General features: G+C 48.1%; 16 protein-coding genes. 2 read left to right on the top strand and 14 right to left on the bottom strand.

Going from position 1 to position 17,245, the window contains the following annotated elements:
• Window positions 1–20 precede the first annotated feature (20 nt).
• From rluF to lepA, 10 genes are all read right to left on the bottom strand, one after another.
• Window positions 21–716, bottom strand: a complete 696-nt coding sequence (rluF, locus tag KNQ14_RS10230) for a 23S rRNA pseudouridine(2604) synthase RluF (protein ID WP_023467446.1) — start codon at window positions 714–716, stop codon at window positions 21–23.
• A gap of 107 nt (window positions 717–823) precedes the next feature.
• Window positions 824–2,158: a tRNA (N(6)-L-threonylcarbamoyladenosine(37)-C(2))-methylthiotransferase MtaB gene (gene mtaB, locus KNQ14_RS10225; protein ID WP_023467445.1), complete on the bottom strand. Its 1,335-nt coding sequence runs from the start codon at window positions 2,156–2,158 to the stop codon at window positions 824–826.
• A gap of 5 nt (window positions 2,159–2,163) precedes the next feature.
• On the bottom strand, window positions 2,164–2,910 hold the full coding sequence (locus KNQ14_RS10220; RefSeq protein ID WP_058704804.1) for a 16S rRNA (uracil(1498)-N(3))-methyltransferase: 747 nt from the start codon (window positions 2,908–2,910) through the stop codon (window positions 2,164–2,166).
• A 4-nt stretch (window positions 2,911–2,914) separates the two neighbouring features.
• Window positions 2,915–3,862, bottom strand: coding sequence for a 50S ribosomal protein L11 methyltransferase (gene prmA, locus KNQ14_RS10215; protein WP_058704803.1), 948 nt, complete (start codon window positions 3,860–3,862; stop codon window positions 2,915–2,917).
• A 25-nt stretch (window positions 3,863–3,887) separates the two neighbouring features.
• Window positions 3,888–4,994: a molecular chaperone DnaJ gene (gene dnaJ / locus KNQ14_RS10210; RefSeq protein ID WP_023467442.1), complete on the bottom strand. Its 1,107-nt coding sequence runs from the start codon at window positions 4,992–4,994 to the stop codon at window positions 3,888–3,890.
• Window positions 4,995–5,126: 132 nt separating this feature from the next.
• Window positions 5,127–6,953, bottom strand: a complete 1,827-nt coding sequence (dnaK, locus tag KNQ14_RS10205; protein WP_064300340.1) for a molecular chaperone DnaK — start codon at window positions 6,951–6,953, stop codon at window positions 5,127–5,129.
• Window positions 6,954–7,005: 52 nt separating this feature from the next.
• On the bottom strand, window positions 7,006–7,563 hold the full coding sequence (grpE, locus tag KNQ14_RS10200; RefSeq protein ID WP_214747491.1) for a nucleotide exchange factor GrpE: 558 nt from the start codon (window positions 7,561–7,563) through the stop codon (window positions 7,006–7,008).
• Between the two features lie 24 nt (window positions 7,564–7,587).
• Entirely contained in the window at window positions 7,588–8,634 is a 1,047-nt protein-coding gene (hrcA, locus tag KNQ14_RS10195; RefSeq protein ID WP_371743349.1) for a heat-inducible transcriptional repressor HrcA, read from the bottom strand.
• Between the two features lie 304 nt (window positions 8,635–8,938).
• Window positions 8,939–10,084, bottom strand: coding sequence for a radical SAM family heme chaperone HemW (gene hemW, locus KNQ14_RS10190; protein ID WP_214860946.1), 1,146 nt, complete (start codon window positions 10,082–10,084; stop codon window positions 8,939–8,941).
• 58 nt (window positions 10,085–10,142) lie between these two features.
• Window positions 10,143–11,966: a translation elongation factor 4 gene (gene lepA / locus KNQ14_RS10185; RefSeq protein WP_023467435.1), complete on the bottom strand. Its 1,824-nt coding sequence runs from the start codon at window positions 11,964–11,966 to the stop codon at window positions 10,143–10,145.
• 232 nt (window positions 11,967–12,198) lie between these two features.
• Between lepA and rpsT the strand changes: the two genes are divergently transcribed.
• Window positions 12,199–12,459 (top strand): 30S ribosomal protein S20, encoded by a 261-nt coding sequence (gene rpsT / locus KNQ14_RS10180; protein WP_023467434.1) that lies wholly within the window; start codon window positions 12,199–12,201, stop codon window positions 12,457–12,459.
• Between the two features lie 126 nt (window positions 12,460–12,585).
• Here the strand turns inward: rpsT and KNQ14_RS10175 are convergent, their stop codons facing one another.
• Together KNQ14_RS10175 and holA are read right to left on the bottom strand one after the other, a co-directional pair.
• Entirely contained in the window at window positions 12,586–13,029 is a 444-nt protein-coding gene (locus KNQ14_RS10175; RefSeq protein ID WP_251055771.1) for a GNAT family N-acetyltransferase, read from the bottom strand.
• A gap of 13 nt (window positions 13,030–13,042) precedes the next feature.
• Entirely contained in the window at window positions 13,043–14,047 is a 1,005-nt protein-coding gene (gene holA / locus KNQ14_RS10170) for a DNA polymerase III subunit delta (RefSeq protein WP_231681748.1), read from the bottom strand.
• Between the two features lie 97 nt (window positions 14,048–14,144).
• On the opposite strand from holA, the gene KNQ14_RS10165 reads away from it, so the two are divergent.
• Entirely contained in the window at window positions 14,145–14,306 is a 162-nt protein-coding gene (locus tag KNQ14_RS10165; protein ID WP_023467431.1) for a YqzM family protein, read from the top strand.
• Between the two features lie 36 nt (window positions 14,307–14,342).
• Here the strand turns inward: KNQ14_RS10165 and KNQ14_RS10160 are convergent, their stop codons facing one another.
• Both KNQ14_RS10160 and KNQ14_RS10155 read right to left on the bottom strand, forming a co-directional pair.
• A complete protein-coding gene (locus KNQ14_RS10160) occupies window positions 14,343–16,505 on the bottom strand; it encodes a DNA internalization-related competence protein ComEC/Rec2 (RefSeq protein ID WP_214860943.1) in 2,163 nt (720 codons plus the stop codon).
• Window positions 16,505–17,113 (bottom strand): helix-hairpin-helix domain-containing protein, encoded by a 609-nt coding sequence (locus tag KNQ14_RS10155; RefSeq protein WP_023467429.1) that lies wholly within the window; start codon window positions 17,111–17,113, stop codon window positions 16,505–16,507. The genes KNQ14_RS10160 and KNQ14_RS10155 overlap by 1 nt, the downstream gene beginning before the upstream one ends.
• Between the last annotated feature and the right edge of the window lie 132 nt (window positions 17,114–17,245).

Below are 17,245 nucleotides of genomic sequence, written 5' to 3'. Positions count from 1 at the left end.
GTGGCGACTTTCATTGAACCTTATTGCCCGTCAAGCGTCGTAAACAACTCGCGTAATTCCTCTTCTGTCAAATCGCGCCAAGAACCAATCGGTAAATCGCCAAGCTCGATGTTCATGATCCGGACGCGTTGGAGACGCTTAACTCGGTAGCCGAACTCTTTACACATACGGCGAATCTGACGATTTAACCCTTGCGTCAAAATGATCCGGAATGTCCGTGTCTCAAGTGGTTCAACGATGCATTCCTTCGTTGTCGTACCGAGAATGTCAACACCACTCGCCATCCCTTGAATGAACGTATCCGTAATTGGTGCATCGACGGTTACGATATATTCTTTATCGTGATTGTTTTCTGCTCGTAAGATCCGGTTGACGACATCACCGTCATTTGTCAAAAGAATCAAGCCGTCTGAATCTTTATCGAGGCGACCGATTGGGAAAATCCGCTTCGGATGATTGACGAAATCGATGATGTTTCCTTCGATATCAAGCTCTGTCGTACACGTGATGCCGACTGGTTTATTTAAGACGATGTAGACAGGTTTTGGTTTTGTCTGGAGCGGCTGACCGTCGATTTCGACGACGTCCGTTTCTTCAGCTTGCGAGCCGAGTTCTGCTGTCAGACCGTTGATCGTCACACGACCTGCATCGATCAGTTTATCGGCAGCACGTCTTGAGCAAAAGCCCGTTTCGCTAATGAATTTGTTGATTCGCATGAATGATATCCTCTTTCCTTAATTGAACTGTATTCAGTGTAGCGCATTCCTGAAATGAAAACAAAAAAAGTGGCAAAGAAAACCAGAGGTTTCCTTTGCCCTTTCGATTAGACCGCAGCGTCTTTTAATGTCTGCATGATGCGAACGAATTGACCATCATTCATCGGATAGCCGGCTTTCGTGATTTTGACACGAACGAGTTGTCCGATCATTGACTCATCGCCTTCGATTGCAACACGCAGATAGTTATCCGTGTAACCGACGAGACGACCGCCTGCTTCTTCCGAAAATTCTTCCGGAATGATCTCAAGCAGTTCTCCTTCGTATTTCGAAGCATATTCCTTCGCGAGTTGATCTGATAAAGCAATCAAACGCGCGACGCGTTCTTCTTTGATTGATTCCTCGACTTGATCGTCCATCATCGCAGCTGGTGTTCCCGTCCGTTTCGAGTACGGGAAGACATGCAACTCACTGAACTTATGATCGTTGATGAAGTTGAACGTTTCCATGAACTCTTCTTCCGTCTCACCTGGGAAACCAACGATGACATCCGACGTGATTGCACAGTCAGGCAGGACTTCCTTCAGACGCGTGATCCGTTCTCCGAATTCCGCCATCGTATACTTGCGGCGCATCCGGCGAAGGACCGTATCGGATGCAGACTGGATCGGAACGTGCAAGTGACGAACGACGATTGGTGAGTCCTTCAGGACATCGAGTACCTCGTCCGTGATTTGACTCGCTTCGATCGACGAAATGCGTAAGCGTTCAAGTCCATTGACGGATTCGAGTGCTTTAAGTAATTTCGCTAAGTTGTAGTCTTTCAAGTCTTCTCCGTATCCACCTGTATGGATTCCCGTCAAGACGATTTCTTTGTAACCCGCATCAACGAGCTGTTGTGCTTGCTTCAAGACATCTTCTGGTTGACGAGACCGCATGAGACCACGCGCCCATGGGATGATACAGAACGTACAGAAGTTGTTACAGCCTTCCTGAATTTTCAGCGAAGCCCGCGTCCGGTCCGTAAAGGCCGGTACATCTAGTTCTTCATAGACTTTTGCTTTCATGATGTTTCCGACCGCATTGATTGGCATGCGTTCTTCACGGAATTGTTCAATGTATCCAATCATTTTATGCCGATCTTGCGTTCCGACGACGACATCGACGCCAGGAATCGCCATGATCTCAGCAGGAGACGTTTGGGCATAACAGCCCGTTACGCAGATGACACTATCCGGATTTTGGCGAATCGCCCGTCGGATGACTTGGCGACTTTTCTTATCTCCGGTATTCGTGACCGTACATGTATTGACGACATACACGTCCGCATGATCAGCAAAATCAACGCGTGCGTAACCAGCGTCCTTGAACAGTTGCCAGACAGCTTCTGTTTCGTAATGGTTGACTTTACAGCCAAGCGTTTGAAAGGCAACAGTTGCCATTTCGTTCACCCTTTCAATTCAAAATGATACGAGACGGCGGAAAGGACATACAACGGTGCCGTTTCCGTCCGTAAGATGCGGCGCCCTAGAGCGGCTTTTTTAAAACCGGCATCCGTCAAACGTGCGATTTCTGCTTCAGCGAACCCACCTTCAGGTCCGATGACGACAAGAAGGGAATCACCCTCTTGCAATCCAGCAAGCGTCGTAGCGAGGACGGAGGCCTCCCCTTGTTTTGCTGATTCTTCATAGGCAACCAGACAAGCCGTGTAGTTCGATGCATCCTGTAAGACTTCATCATACGCCACGAAGTCGACTGTCGGCAAGTGAGCACGGTACGATTGTTCCGCTGCTTCCTTGACGATTTTTTCGAGGCGTTCAATCTTTTTCGGAACCTTCTTCTGATCCCATTTCGAGACGGAACGGTCGGCTTCGAAAATTCGTAGATGATGGATCCCGAGTTCCGTTGCTTTTTGGGCAACGAGTTCGATCTTATCGCCTTTTGGCAATCCATGGGCGATCGTCACACGAATCGGTAATTCCGTCTCGATCGGTAGAGTCTCTTCGATCCGGGCAGAAGCCGCTTGTTTATCGAGTGCTTCCAGACGGCACCGGTAAAGACCTGTCCCGTCGAGTACGAGAATCTCTCCGCCGACTTCCATCCGCATGACGTTTTTCATATGGTGTGCGTCGTCTTTCGGGAGATGAAAGACATCTCCCTGACGCATCGAGGGCTCGACGAAATACCGTTGCATGCGTTTACTCCTCCCGTTTCGCGATGATCGCGACCCAGTCCTCAAGCTTCGTCGTCTCGACGATCGTAAAACCTGCTTCTTGCATCGCTTGTACGACCATATCCTTCTTCTGACTGATGATACCGGAAGCGATGAAATGACCGCCTGGTAACGTCAATGTATAAGCATCCTTGACGAAGAGGAGGATGACTTCCGCTAAGATGTTTGCGACGATCAACTCGACCGGCTCACTCAATTCCTTCATCAAGTCGCCTTGACGGACCGTGATCTGCTCACTGACTTCGTTCAAAGCGACGTTTTCTGTCGCCGATTTGACAGCGACTTCGTCTAAATCCAGTGCAAAGACATCCTTTGCCCCAAGCTTCGCTGCTGCAATCGCTAGGACACCGGATCCCGTTCCGACATCGACGACACGGTCTTGCTCTTGCAAGTAGTTCTCAATCGCTTGAATACAGAGGACCGTCGTCGGGTGTGTTCCCGTTCCGAATGCCATGCCTGGATCGAGCTCGATGATTTTTTCATCCGGTTGTGGTGTATAATCTTCCCACATCGGGACGACCGTCAGATGGCGACTAATCTTGACTGGCTTATAGAATTGTTTCCATGAATGAGCCCAATCTTCTTCATCTACTTGAGTCAGCGTGACAGCACCCGTGCCAATCGACAAACCGAAGTTCGTCAACTGCTGGATATCATGTTCGATGCCTTTGATCGTGTCCGTCAAATCGCTGCTTTCTGCAAGATACGCCTTCACGAGTACACCTTGTGTCGGATACTCGTCTCGTTTCGTCTCATCCCAAATTTCACCGAAGTTATCTTCGCGGTGGGACATCATCTCGAAATCTTCGACGTCCTCGATGACGACTCCGCTTGCTCCCGCTTCATGTAAGATGTTTGAAACTGCTTCGATGGCTTCTTGTGTCGTATGGACACAGATCTCTGACCATTTCATTTCTTGTCACGCTCCTCTGTAGTGATCACCCTGTGAAGAATGTCTTGATCCGGCTGAAGACACCTTCGTGTTGCTCTTCGACACCTTTTTCATCGCTGATTTCATTGAATTCCCGTAAGAGTTCTTTTTGACGTTCCGTCAGATTCTTCGGTGTAATGACGACGACATTGACGTACTGGTCGCCATGGTGACCGGACCGGACGTTCGGCATCCCTTTTCCGCGGAGACGGAATCGCGATCCTGTCTGTGTGCCGGCTGGAATCTTCAGACTGACCTTACCGTGAACAGTCGGCACTTCGATCTCATCACCGAGTGTTGCTTGCGCGAATGTCAGTGGCATATCCATGACGATATGATCGTCGACACGTTCGAACAGTTCGTGTGCTGCTACACGAACGACGACATACAAGTCACCCGCTGGTCCACCGTTGACACCAGCTTCCCCTTTGCCTGCTAAACGGATTTGTTGCCCATTGTCGATCCCTGCTGGAATTTTGACACGGACATCTTTGTTTTTACGGACGCGACCGGCTCCACGACATGTTTCACATGGCTCCTTGACGATTTGTCCACGGCCATGACATGTCGAACATGTCGTTTGGTTGACGACACGACCGAACATCGTGTTTTGTTCGACGTTGATGTGACCCGAACCACCGCATCGTTTACATGTTTCCGGATGTGTTCCTGGTTTGGCACCCGAACCATGACATGTACCGCAATCTTCTTCGACTGGGATCGTGATCGTCTTCTCGACGCCTGTGACCGATTCCATGAAGTCGATTTCCTCGACGTATTGTAAATCCTGTCCTTTACGTGGTGCGTTTGGATCTTGACGACGTCCGCCACCGAAGAACATGTCGAAGATGTCACCAAATCCTTCAGCTCCACTGAATCCACCGCCACCTTGTGATGGATCTTGGTGACCGAATTGGTCATAACGTGCTCGTTTATTGTCATCGGATAACACTTCATATGCTTCCGATAATTCCTTGAATTTCGCATCCGCATCTGCTTCCTTGTTGACGTCCGGGTGGTACGTCCGGGCAAGCTTACGGTACGCGCGTTTGATTTCCGCTGATGAGGCATCGCGCGCGACGCCTAGTACTTCATAATAATCGCGTTTTTCCACGTGCAGTCTTCCTCTCTCTATTCCGATTCATTTCATACTGTTTGATTTTACCGAACTTCGTGCGACATGGAAAGAGCCAAAGCGCGGATACGCTTTGGCTCTCTCTAGCGCCCGAAAAATCGGTCGGATGAATTACTTGTTGTCTTTCTCGTCGACTTCTTCGAACTCAGCGTCCATGACGTTGTCGTCTTGGCTACCAGCTTGTGCGCCTTCAGCGCCAGCTTGTTGCTGTGCCATGTTCTCGTAGACTTTTTGTGTCAACTCTTGGACGACTGTCGACAATTCGTCTTTTGCAGAACGGATTGCTTCGATGTCTGTTCCTTCGAGAGCTTTTGTTACTTTTTCTTTTGCAGCTTCTGCTTTTTCTTTATCAGCTTCAGCGACTTGCTCACCGAGGTCTTTAATTGCTTTATCTGTTGCGAAGACGAGTTGGTCTGCTTCGTTGCGTAATTCGACTTCTTCTTTACGCTTGTTGTCTGCGTCCGCGTTTGCTTCTGCATCTTTGACCATTTGCTCGATATCCGCTTCAGTCAAACCGCTTGATGATTGGATCGTGATCGACTGTTCTTTGTTCGTTCCGAGATCTTTCGCAGAAACGTTAACGATACCGTTCGCATCGATGTCGAATTTAACTTCGATTTGTGGCACACCACGTGGTGCTGGCGGAATATCCGTCAATTGGAAGCGACCAAGTGTTTTGTTATCTGCTGCCATTGGACGTTCCCCTTGGAGGACGTGGATGTCAACAGCTGGTTGGCTGTCTGCTGCAGTCGAGAAGACTTGTGATTTCGAAGTTGGGATCGTTGTGTTGCGATCGATCAATTTTGTCATCACGCCACCCATTGTCTCGATACCGAGTGAGAGTGGAGTTACGTCGAGAAGAACGACGTCTTTGACGTCTCCTGTCAATACGCCACCTTGAACCGCTGCACCGAGGGCAACGACTTCATCCGGGTTAACTCCTTTGAACGATTCTTTACCAGTGAAGTCCTGGATTGCTTTTTGAACTGCAGGAATACGAGTCGAACCACCAACGAGGATGATCTTGTCGATTTTGTCTGGTGTTAGACCTGCATCGTTCATAGCACGGCGCGTTGGTTCCATCGTACGTTCAACGAGATCTGCTGTGAGATCATCGAATTTCGCACGTGAAAGCGTCATTTCCAAGTGAAGTGGACCTGATGCGCCAGCTGTGATGAACGGAAGGCTGATTTGTGTTGAAGAAACACCTGAAAGGTCTTTTTTCGCTTTTTCAGCTGCATCTTTCAAACGTTGAAGCGCCATCTTATCTTGAGCAAGATCGATGCCGTTTTCTTTTTTGAATTCTGCTACGAGATGGTCGATGATTTTTTGGTCAAAATCATCTCCACCAAGACGGCTGTCACCAGCAGTTGAAACAACTTCAAAGACACCATCACCGAGTTCAAGGATCGACACGTCGAACGTACCGCCACCAAGGTCATAGATGAGGATCGTGTGATCTTCGCCTTTTTCGAGACCGTATGCGAGTGCTGCCGCTGTAGGCTCGTTGATGATCCGTTTTACATCAAGACCAGCAATCGTACCAGCATCTTTTGTCGCTTGGCGTTCTGCATCGTTGAAGTAAGCAGGTACTGTGATGACAGCTTCTGTGACTTTTTCACCAAGGTAGTCTTCTGCTTGCGCTTTTAGTTTTTGAAGGATGATCGCAGAGACTTCTTGTGGTGTGTAGTCTTTGCCTTCGACTTCTACTTTATAGTCCGTACCCATATGACGCTTGATCGACATGATCGTGTTCGGGTTCGTGATCGCTTGACGTTTTGCGACTTCCCCTACTTGACGCTCGCCGTTTTTGAATGCGACGACAGATGGTGTCGTACGGTTTCCTTCTGCGTTAGCGATGACGACTGGTTCGCCACCTTCCATTACTGCAACACATGAGTTCGTTGTACCTAAGTCAATACCGATGATTTTTGCCATGATCTATTTCCTCGCTTTCAATGATTAGAATATTCAAGTGCCTACTTGCTGATTACTCAGCTACTTTAACCATACTCGGACGAATCACACGATCGTGCAATTTGTACCCTTTTTGGAATTCAGCGATGACGACACCTGATTCGTGTTCTTCGCTCGCTTCTTGAACGACCGCTTGGTGTAAGTTCGGATCGAACGCTTCACCGACAGCTGGAATCTCGACGACGCCTTCATTTTGAAGCGTTTCAACGAGTTGACGTTTTACCATCTCGACACCCGTCAAGACGGATTTCGTCTCATCGTTTTCTGTCTCGATTTGGAGCGCACGGTCCAAGTTATCGACGAGCGGCAATAGCTTTTCGACAATCGCTTGTGAAGAATACTTCGCGCGGTTCTCCGCTTCGACACGGTTGCGACGTTTGAAGTTCTCAAAGTCCGCACGGAGGCGTAACTCTGAAGCTTTTGCTTCTGCGAGTTGTGCTTCGAAGTCTGGTTTCTCATCTTCGACGAGATCCGCTTGGATGACTTCTTCTTCTGTGACTTCGACGGTTTCAGTCGGCTCTGTCACGTTTTCTTCTTGTTGGAGGTTTTGATTCTGTTCTTTTTCTTCCACTCTGAATCGAGCCCCTTTCTATATTCAATCCAAATTGTTCTTATGCAATTCGGTTTGGAATGCTTGAAGTAGATGGATGATCGAGTTGATTCCCCGGTTGTAATCCATCCGTTTCGGTCCGATCAAGGCGAGTGTCCCGATCGAGACACCGTCGACCGAATAATGGGCCCGGATGACGCTACAATCTTTTAATGCATCCACATTGTTCTCACTCCCGATCGTGATCAGGATTTGATTATCGAGATTCGGTCGTAGGAAGTCGAGAATGGCTTCTTGCTGTTCGATCAACTCGAGAACAGGTCGTAGTTTTGCGACGTCCTGAAATTCGGGCTGATCGAACATGTTGGCTTTCCCGCCCAGATAAATGAACGGTCGTTCCTCTTGATCCGTCAATACGAGATCAAGTGCCTTCGAAAGCAACACCGTCTGTTCAGAATGCTCTGAACGGAAGCGACGGATTTCCTCGAGCAGACGACTGCGTAAGGCTGAGAGCGGCGTACCGCGTAACGTCTGATTCAGACGTTCCATCAGCCGGCTCGCTGCTTCTTGGGACAACGCTTGATTCAATTGCAATGTCTTGTGTTCGACATGTCCTGTCTCCGTGACGAGAACGATGACGACACGACCTTCGGCAAGAGGAATCAATTCCAGATGATGCAAGCGTTGTCCCTCTTCTTTTGGTCCAAGTACAAGCGTCGTGTAATGGGTTAAATCGCTCAACAGGTCTGCTGTGTGCCGAATCAACCGATCATTCTCATTCACGGAATGGGCAAAGAGTGATTTCAATGCCTGCGCTTCTTTTGGTGTGATGCTTTCCGGACGAATCAGATGGTCGACATAAAAACGATATCCGAGTTCGGAAGGAATCCGTCCTGCGGAAGTGTGTGGCTTTTCAATCAGACCCATCTCTTCGAGGTCCGCCATCTCGTTACGAATGGTCGCGGAACTGAACGTCACGTCGTCTCGCTTGGAGAGCGTCCGTGAGCCGACGGGTTGAGCAGTCTTGATGTAATCATCGACGATTGCACGTAAAATCAACAATTGACGATCCGTCAGCACCTTCTTCACCACCTTATTTTGTTAGCACTCACTTTTAACGAGTGCTAATTACATCTTTTACTATAAGGAATTGTCCGTCCGATGTCAACCGAATTGCGTGACCCTTTGAACAGTTTCCCATTCTGCGATACAGTGAAACAAAGAATGGAAAGGATGAATCGGATGATTGAATTATTGGCAATGGCAGGAGTCTTTGTCTGGCTGTTCATCGCGGTCATCGGAACGACTGCCTATTTTTTAAGGAAATCCAAAAAATGAAAAGAAGCGGTCTTCCTCTTTTTTAAGGGAACACCGCTTCCTTTCATTTATTCAAGACTCATTGAACCTGCGCTTCACCGATGAATTCTGCAAAGACTTCGTTCGCTAATGGAACACCGGCTGGCGTCAAACGGATATGTGTCTCCGTCTGTTCGACGAGACCGTTTGGCAATAAACGTTTCATGACATCACCAAACACATCTTCAAACGCTACTCCATATTTCGTCTGGAAACGTTCGAGTGATACGCCATCCTTCATTCGAAGTCCGAGGAACATCTCTTCTTCCATCCGCTCGACGTTCGTCAACGGCGTCTCTTTTCGAACCGGTAACCCTTCCGCCTTGATATAGTGCGGAATTGGTGCGATGTTCGCACGACGCGTCTGATTGATATAGCTGTGTGATCCTGCACCGAATCCGTAGTACTCATCGTTTTCCCAGTAGACGCGATTATGACGACTCTCTTTTCCTGTTTGCGCGAAGTTCGAGATCTCATACTGCGCATATCCACCTGCTTCGATCGTATCGATCATCACTTGATACATTTCTGCCTCGAGATCTTGCGTCGGTAGCGGTAACTTTCCTTTTCGCTCTTGAATCGCAAAGACCGTGTGCGGTTCTAAAATCAACGAATAGGAGGAGATATGCGTGATCGGTAATTGAAGTGCCCGCGAGACGTCGTAGCGGACCTGATCGAGCGTCTGATTCGGTAAGCCGAACATCAAGTCGACGGAGATGTTATCAAACCGTTTCGCTGCTGCGTCGAGCGTCTGCGCGACTTTTGCTTCCCGGTGCGTCCGACCGATGCGTTCGAGCAAACCGTCATCAAACGATTGGACACCGAAACTGACGCGATTGACACCGCCCGCCTTCATGATATCGAGTTTCTCTTCTGATACACCATCTGGATTCGACTCGACCGTGTATTCTAAATCATCACCTGTTAGTGGCAACAAGTGCTTCTGAATGATTTCCATCAACCGTTGCATCTGTGGTTCGTTCAATGCTGTCGGTGTTCCGCCACCGATGAAGATCGTCTCGAGATGATTCGTCGGGTATTGTTTCAACGTCAGTTCAATTTCGCGTTCGAGCGCATCGAGGTATTCATCGACGGGCTGATTCTTTAAAAAGACTTTATTGAAATCACAGTAATAACAAATATGTTCACAAAAAGGGATGTGGACATATGCGGCGCGTATTCCCATTTCGCCTCATCCTTTCTCTATAAAAACCAAAAAGGGGACGCAAGCGCCCCCCACCTGTTTAATCTTCGTCCATGGATAGAACGGACATGAAGGCTTCTTGCGGTACCTCTACTGAGCCTACCATCTTCATGCGTTTCTTACCTTCTTTTTGCTTCTCGAGCAGCTTCCGTTTCCGAGAGATATCTCCCCCGTAACATTTCGCGAGAACGTTCTTCCGTAATGCCTTGATCGTCGAACGAGCGACGATCTTCGTTCCGACAGCGGCCTGTATCGGCACTTCGAACTGCATCCGCGGAATCAATTCTTTCAACTTATCAACGATGACTTTCCCGCGTTCGTACGCGAAGTCACGGTGAACGATGAAGCTGAGCGCATCGACGTTCTCGTTGTTGAGCAGGATGTCCATCTTGACGAGACGCGACTGTTGGTAGCCGATCAATTCATAATCAAGTGACGCATACCCTTTCGTACTCGATTTCAACTGATCGAAGAAGTCGTAGACGATCTCAGATAACGGTAACTCATACGTGATTTTGACACGTGTCGTATCGATGTATTGCATGTCAACGAATGTCCCACGCTTCTTTTGACACAACTCCATGATCGCACCGACGTAATCATTCGGTGTCATGACAGCAGCCTTAACGAACGGCTCTTCGATGAATTCGACTTTTTGCTGATCCGGCATCTTCGATGGGTTATCGACGTGCAAGACTTCACCCGCTGTCGTCGTCACGTGATAGATAACCGATGGTGCCGTCGTGATCATATCGATGTTGAATTCACGTTCGATCCGCTCCTGGATGATTTCCATGTGGAGCATCCCGAGGAATCCACAACGGAATCCGAATCCGAGTGCTTGTGATGTCTCTGGTTCGAACTCAAGCGCCGCGTCACTGAGTTGTAGTTTTTCAAGCGCTTCTCGTAAATCATTGTATTTCGCAGCATCGATTGGATAGAGTCCACAGTATACCATCGGATTCATCTTCCGGTATCCTGGCAGTGCTTCAGTAGCTGGCTGTTTCGCAAGCGTAATCGTATCCCCGACACGTACGTCGCCGACCGTTTTGATCGACGCAGACAACGTCCCAACATCACCGACCGTCAATTCTTGCTGACGTAATGGTTTTGGTGTCGCAACGGCAAGTTCCAGAACCTCAAAGTCCTTACCTGTCGACATCATCCGGATCTTATCGCCGACTTTAACTGTTCCGTTGACGATTCGAATCGATGCTACGACACCACGGTAAGCGTCATAATAGGAGTCAAAGATCAATGCTTCGAGTGGTGCAGACGGATCACCCGTCGGAGCTGGTACTTTCTCGACGATTTGCTCCAAAATTTCTTCGATCCCGATCCCTGCCTTCGCAGAAGTCGGAACGGCTTCAGATGCATCAAGTCCGATGACATCTTCGATTTCTTGACGGACGCGTTCGACATCCGCAGAAGGTAAATCGATTTTGTTAATGATCGGAAGGATTTCGAGATCGTTGTCGAGTGCCAAGTAAACGTTCGCAAGCGTCTGCGCTTCGATTCCTTGCGCCGCATCGACGACGAGGACAGCCCCTTCACAAGCTGCAAGTGAACGCGAGACTTCATATGTGAAGTCGACGTGTCCAGGTGTATCAATGAGGTGAAGAATGTAATCTTCCCCATCTTTTGCTGTATACTTCAATTGAACAGCGTTGAGTTTAATCGTGATGCCACGCTCACGTTCGAGATCCATGGCATCAAGTGTCTGATCTTTCATTTCGCGCGATGTCAACGCGCCAGTTTTTTCTAAAATTCGGTCAGCGAGCGTCGACTTCCCGTGATCGATATGGGCAATGATCGAGAAGTTACGAATACTCTTCTGCCGCTTTAAACGGTCTTCATTCGTCATGTTTAGAGTCACCTTACCTTATTTTCAAACGTACATACGGTTCATTATACCAAAAAGCGCTTCACTGTACTATCTCGTTTTGTTTTACCCGAAAAACAAAATGTGAAGATTCCCTAGACGTCGTATTGCTTTTAAGAAAAACGTTTGCTACAATTGTGTTTGTTCTGTTGAACGATAACTGCAGATATGCGAATATAAATCTCGAATGAGTTTTATTGGAGGTGAATCATCCATGGCTAACATTAAATCAGCAATCAAACGCGTTAAAACAGCTGAAAAACGCCGCGTCGCTAACGTACAACGTAAATCGGCAATGCGTTCAGCGATTAAAGCAGTCGAAACTTTCGCAGCTGAAGGTAACAAAGACCAAGCGGTCCTTGCTTTCGCTACAGCTTCTAAAAAAATCGACAAAGCTGCTGCTAAAGGTCTCATCCACAGCAACAAAGCTGGTCGTGACAAATCACGTCTCGCTAAACTCGTAAACGCACTTTAATTCTTTCCGAAGAATACGGTGATGGGTCGCCACTAGGAGGGTTCTCCAGTGGCGATTTTTTATATGATCTGAAATGGCGGACGAAGGACTCGTGTAAAACGATTCCTTCGTCCGCCATTTCTTGTCTTACTTGTCGTCTAGACGATCGATCATGACATAGTGAAGACCGATCCCTTCAATGAGGAACGGTTCTCCAACACGTTCCAGTCCGAGGCGCTCATAAAAAGGAAGTGCCGTGACGCGGGCGTTACACCACCATGCTGTCACTTGTCGTTCTTTCAATAGACGACGGGCTTCTTCGATCAGCGCCCGACCATATCCTTCACCACGCACTTCTTCACTCGACGCCATACCACGAAGCTGATACGTCGCTCCTGGCGCTTGTGCATGCGATTGTTCCGAGAAACTACCGATTGCGACGATTTGTTGTGCTTTTATCCCGCCGAGATGAAACGTCGATGCAAGCGCATCGTCTGGGTAGATACATGCTTCACGTGGTTGATGGGGACGTAACACATCATGCCGTAATGGGATGACCTCTTCTGCTGTAATGATCTGGACTTCCATCATCGTTTGCCTCCTCTTATAGCGTCGCTAAGCGAACAATCAACGCATCGAATAGAATCTTCTTATCACCGCGTCCTGTTTTCATGCCTTCATCTGTCGTCGTGATGGCGATGAGTGCTTGCTCGAGCTGCGCAAACGTAAACCGTTTGGCAGACTGGAGTGCCAATTTGATCGCATACGGATGAGCTCCGACTTTTGATGCGATTTGTCGTTCTCCGTATCCTTGTTCTGCTAATCGTTTCGACAGCAACATCATCCGGTATTGGCGTGCCATCAGTCCAAGGAGAGCCAACACTTCCTGTCCTTGTTTTTCAAGGTCGCGAATCAAGCGGATCGCTGGTTCGAGTTGACGCTTCATCAAGTAGTCCGTTAATTGAAAGACGTTGTCCTCTAATGTCCGCGGAACAAGCAAATCGACATCCTCGATTTCGATTGTTGGTCGGTCCCCTGCAAACAACATCAACTTCTCAAGTTCATGGGCTAATGTCCCCCACATCTCAGCAGTCAAGAAAATGAGTCGCTCGATTGCCGGACGTTCCATCCGGTATCCTTTGTCGTTGACAGCATCCAGGACGAAGCGGAACAACTCTTCGGTCGTCGGTTTTTTCGCTTCTAACACCGTCGCGCGCTCCTTCAATCGTTTGACGACGGTTTTTCGTTCATCGAGCTTTTCTGCTTCGACGATCAAGACGACGACCGCGTAGTCTGCCGGTTGTAGGATATAATCCGCTAACCGTTCGAGGTTATGTTGTTTTTTATCTTTTGCCCCTGTCAGAAACGTTGCAGGTTTTGCAACGACGACGCGATAGTCACTTAAAAAGGGGACCGTCTCCGCTTCATCGAGTACCGCATCAAGCGGTTGGTCGTTCAAATCGATTTTCATATAATCAAAGCGTTCTCCGTCCGGAAGAGCCGCTTTTACGATTTCACGTTCCCATTCTTCTAACAAGTGTCGTTCTGTTCCATATAATAAGTATAAATTCGCTAATTTTCCGTTGACGAGCCAAGGAGTTTTCATCATTCCCACCACATTTCACAGTTTGTTCTTAACTTCATCATAGATAATCCTCTTTTATTCCGCTATACTAGAAGCGGAATCTATTAAGGGGGAATGCAGCATGGCACATTCAGTACGCCCACCAAGTGAAAACGCGTTCGAAAACGATATTCAATCAAAACGCAACGATGCGCTCGACTCTGCCGTTGGTTTTGGTGCATCATTCGGCTTCTTCGCAGTCTTGTTCATCATCGGTGTCGCAATTAAGTTCTTAAGTCTATAATCAGTAAAACAGCAACCTTGGGGGGTTGCTGTTTTTTTATTTTATCATAGGTTCACAGCCCGCTGAAGAACAAGTTATACTCCCGTCCTCATCCGTTCGAAAGACGATCCGATCTGTCCCGATCCGCTCAAGCACGTCCGGATGCGGATGCCCGTATCGATTTTTTCGTCCGACTGATAAGATGACAATCTTCGGATTTGTCTTCTGCAAGAGTTCTTCACCGGTCGACGTGTTCGAACCATGATGACCTGCTTTTAGAATATCGATTGGTCCAACGCTTAATTCGTCCTCGATTGCTAGGCCAGCGTCACCCGTCAGTAAAACACGTTGTTTGGCGATCTGTGCAAGTAATATGATAGACCGATCATTCTCTTCTTCTTTTCGTCCTGTCGGTGCAAGTACATGTAACCAGGGACGAATCGTTTGCCCCTTTTGAACGAACTCAACACGCGTCCCAGTTGCTTCGATCGAACGAATCAAATCGTTTCGCTTCTCATCCGTGTTGTCATACGCACCTAAATAAATGGTTTTCACGCGAACTTGACGCAGTAATCCTAGAAGTCCACCGACGTGATCATGATCAGCATGCGTCACGATGAGACCGTCGATTTCTGCTTCTCCTCGTGTGAATAAAAAGGGCGCGACGATATGACTACCCGGATCAAACGGACGGAGCAGTGGATGTGTCGTTTGCTGATAAACACCACCTGTGTCTACGACGAACGTTTCTCCTGCTTTCTCAAGTACGATACTATCCCCTTGCCCGACATCTAAAAACGTGATTTGTTCAGGTACGTGCCACTCTGTGTAACCCCATGCCGTAAGCAAAAGAATCAGCGGGAGAGCATGCCCCCACCATCTCCGCTCAGCAATATACCAAGCGATTACTGTTCCGACAACGACGATTGTCAAGACGATCGGAGAAAATGCTGGAACGGCAACCATTGCTAACGGCAGATTCTCCGCCAGTCGTAACGCTTGGTCCATCCATTGAATCGCGTACTGATGCGCGATCTGAAACGTCGAACTGAGCGGTAAAAATGGAAGCGTCGCCAGAATGAAAGATCCCGGCAGAATCACCCACTCAATCCAGCCACCAATTAATAAATTCAACAACGGAGACCAGATTGAAACCGTTGTTTGTTCAATCCCCTGTAAAAACAAAAGGGTTCCGAATTGTGCCCACGCACTGATAAGTAGCCAGTTCCAAGGACGACGAACCGAACCCATGAATCGTCTCGACAGCACAAGAAACAGCGTCAGTCCGACCGTCAATTGAAATCCGATATCGTAAATGACAGTTGGTTGAATCGCTAATTGAAAAGCCGCGACCCCCGCAATGACCTCGACCGGATCTAACGGTTTGTGGAAACGACGACCGAGCAACAGAATGATCGCGACGAGCACAGCCCGAGTGACTGGAGGACTCCACTCCGTCAACCATCCGTACATCGGCAGTAAGATCAGAACGATATCAAGTCGTTTTTCTTTTGTCATCCTGATTTTTCGTAAGACGTACAGCAGACTAAACACTAAAAAAGCGATATGTGATCCTGAGATGACGATCGCATGTAATAAGCCGAATTTCTTAAACCGTTCGAGCGTCACTTGATCCATTAATCGATCCTCACCAAATACAAGTGCTTCGACGTAGAATGCTTGCTTTTGTGGTAACAAGTCTTCTATCTGTTTCAACCATGCTTCACGTACCCGTCTTCCTTCTGCCGCATATCCAAGTGTCGGATGACAGGAATCAAACGAATGTACTTCCCACTTTCCAGCGTAACGATTCGTATGCATGAATTGCAGTTCGTCAAAACCTCCCGCATTCGATTGTTGACGGACATCGAGCGGTTCCGTATCGACGTGACAGGAGTAACCGATTCGTTCGTATCCTGTCTCATCTTCTGCAATCGTTGCCGTCAATAGAATCGATTGACCGTTGCTCTCCGCCTCATAGCGAATTCGATCCCCATTACGCTTACCTGATAAGATGTCAACAGACGAGACGTCGTGCGGTTCAGGTGACAGATGACCCATTCCGATGAATAGACAACTCAGAATGAACAAAAAGAAAAGACGACCGATTGAAAAAGACCATGACTTCATGACAGTAAATAGCATCAGCGTCACTAACCACCAGATCGATTCTTTAATGGCGACAATGAGTAAGAGAACGAACAGCGCATGAAGTGGCATCAGTAGACGATCAGGTAGGATTTAAGCGATTCTAACGTCTTTTCCCCAAAGCCCTTCACATCTCCGAGTGATTCATACGTCGCAAATCCCCCCTTCTCCTCACGATAGGCTAAGATCGCTTCTGCTTTGGCAGGACCGATTCCCGGAACCTCCATCAACTGTTCCGCCGTTGCCGCATTGAGGTCAATCAGTCCTTTTGGTATCTCTGCTTTTGAGCGTTTCGTTGGTTTCGGCTGATCTTTCGTCTTTTTTACCGGCACGATGACTTCCTGTCCATCAATGAGACGTGCCGCGAGATTCATTTGTCGAATGTCAGCTTTCTCAGTCGTCTTTGCTTTTTCGATTGCATCCTTCACTCGATCACCGAGGTGAAATTGATAGGGTCCAGGTGCTTCTACCGCCCCTTTCACATCGACCATGATGAGTTTGTCACGAATCGAGGTATCTTTTTCTGCTGGCTCTGCTTTTGCCTCTTGTTGTTTATCCGTTAAGGACGGTTGATCGACCATCGCTTCATTCGAACAAGAGGGTAATGGTACGAACAATAAAATGATGAGTAGCAGGACGACGACGAGACCTGCGATCTGTTGCAAACGTGGAACGGTCAAGACGAATCCCTCCTTTTTCCACGACTCTAACAGGTCGCTACGGACTTCAGGAAACGAAGGAATACGTACTAACCACTCTTTTACAACATGATACGGTGTGTTATGTCGGATAAAGGTCATATCATCCATACC

Source organism: Exiguobacterium sp. s161, from assembly GCF_018619045.1.
Taxonomy (GTDB): domain Bacteria; phylum Bacillota; class Bacilli; order Exiguobacteriales; family Exiguobacteriaceae; genus Exiguobacterium_A; species Exiguobacterium_A indicum.
This window is presented reverse-complemented; position numbering and strand designations above follow the sequence as displayed.

What these genes read in the sequence shown, in the direction of transcription:
- rluF (WP_023467446.1), bottom strand. Translation starts at nt 716, where the DNA reads ATGCGAATCAACAAATTCATTAGCGAAACGGGCTTTTGCTCAAGACGT.
- mtaB (WP_023467445.1), bottom strand. Translation starts at nt 2,158, where the DNA reads ATGGCAACTGTTGCCTTTCAAACGCTTGGCTGTAAAGTCAACCATTAC.
- KNQ14_RS10220 (WP_058704804.1), bottom strand. Translation starts at nt 2,910, where the DNA reads ATGCAACGGTATTTCGTCGAGCCCTCGATGCGTCAGGGAGATGTCTTT.
- prmA (WP_058704803.1), bottom strand. Translation starts at nt 3,862, where the DNA reads ATGAAATGGTCAGAGATCTGTGTCCATACGACACAAGAAGCCATCGAA.
- dnaK (WP_064300340.1), bottom strand. Translation starts at nt 6,953, where the DNA reads ATGGCAAAAATCATCGGTATTGACTTAGGTACAACGAACTCATGTGTT.
- hemW (WP_214860946.1), bottom strand. Translation starts at nt 10,084, where the DNA reads ATGGGAATACGCGCCGCATATGTCCACATCCCTTTTTGTGAACATATT.
- lepA (WP_023467435.1), bottom strand. Translation starts at nt 11,966, where the DNA reads ATGACGAATGAAGACCGTTTAAAGCGGCAGAAGAGTATTCGTAACTTC.
- rpsT (WP_023467434.1), top strand. Translation starts at nt 12,199, where the DNA reads ATGGCTAACATTAAATCAGCAATCAAACGCGTTAAAACAGCTGAAAAA.
- KNQ14_RS10175 (WP_251055771.1), bottom strand. Translation starts at nt 13,029, where the DNA reads ATGATGGAAGTCCAGATCATTACAGCAGAAGAGGTCATCCCATTACGG.
- holA (WP_231681748.1), bottom strand. Translation starts at nt 14,047, where the DNA reads ATGATGAAAACTCCTTGGCTCGTCAACGGAAAATTAGCGAATTTATAC.
- KNQ14_RS10165 (WP_023467431.1), top strand. Translation starts at nt 14,145, where the DNA reads ATGGCACATTCAGTACGCCCACCAAGTGAAAACGCGTTCGAAAACGAT.
- KNQ14_RS10160 (WP_214860943.1), bottom strand. Translation starts at nt 16,505, where the DNA reads ATGCCACTTCATGCGCTGTTCGTTCTCTTACTCATTGTCGCCATTAAA.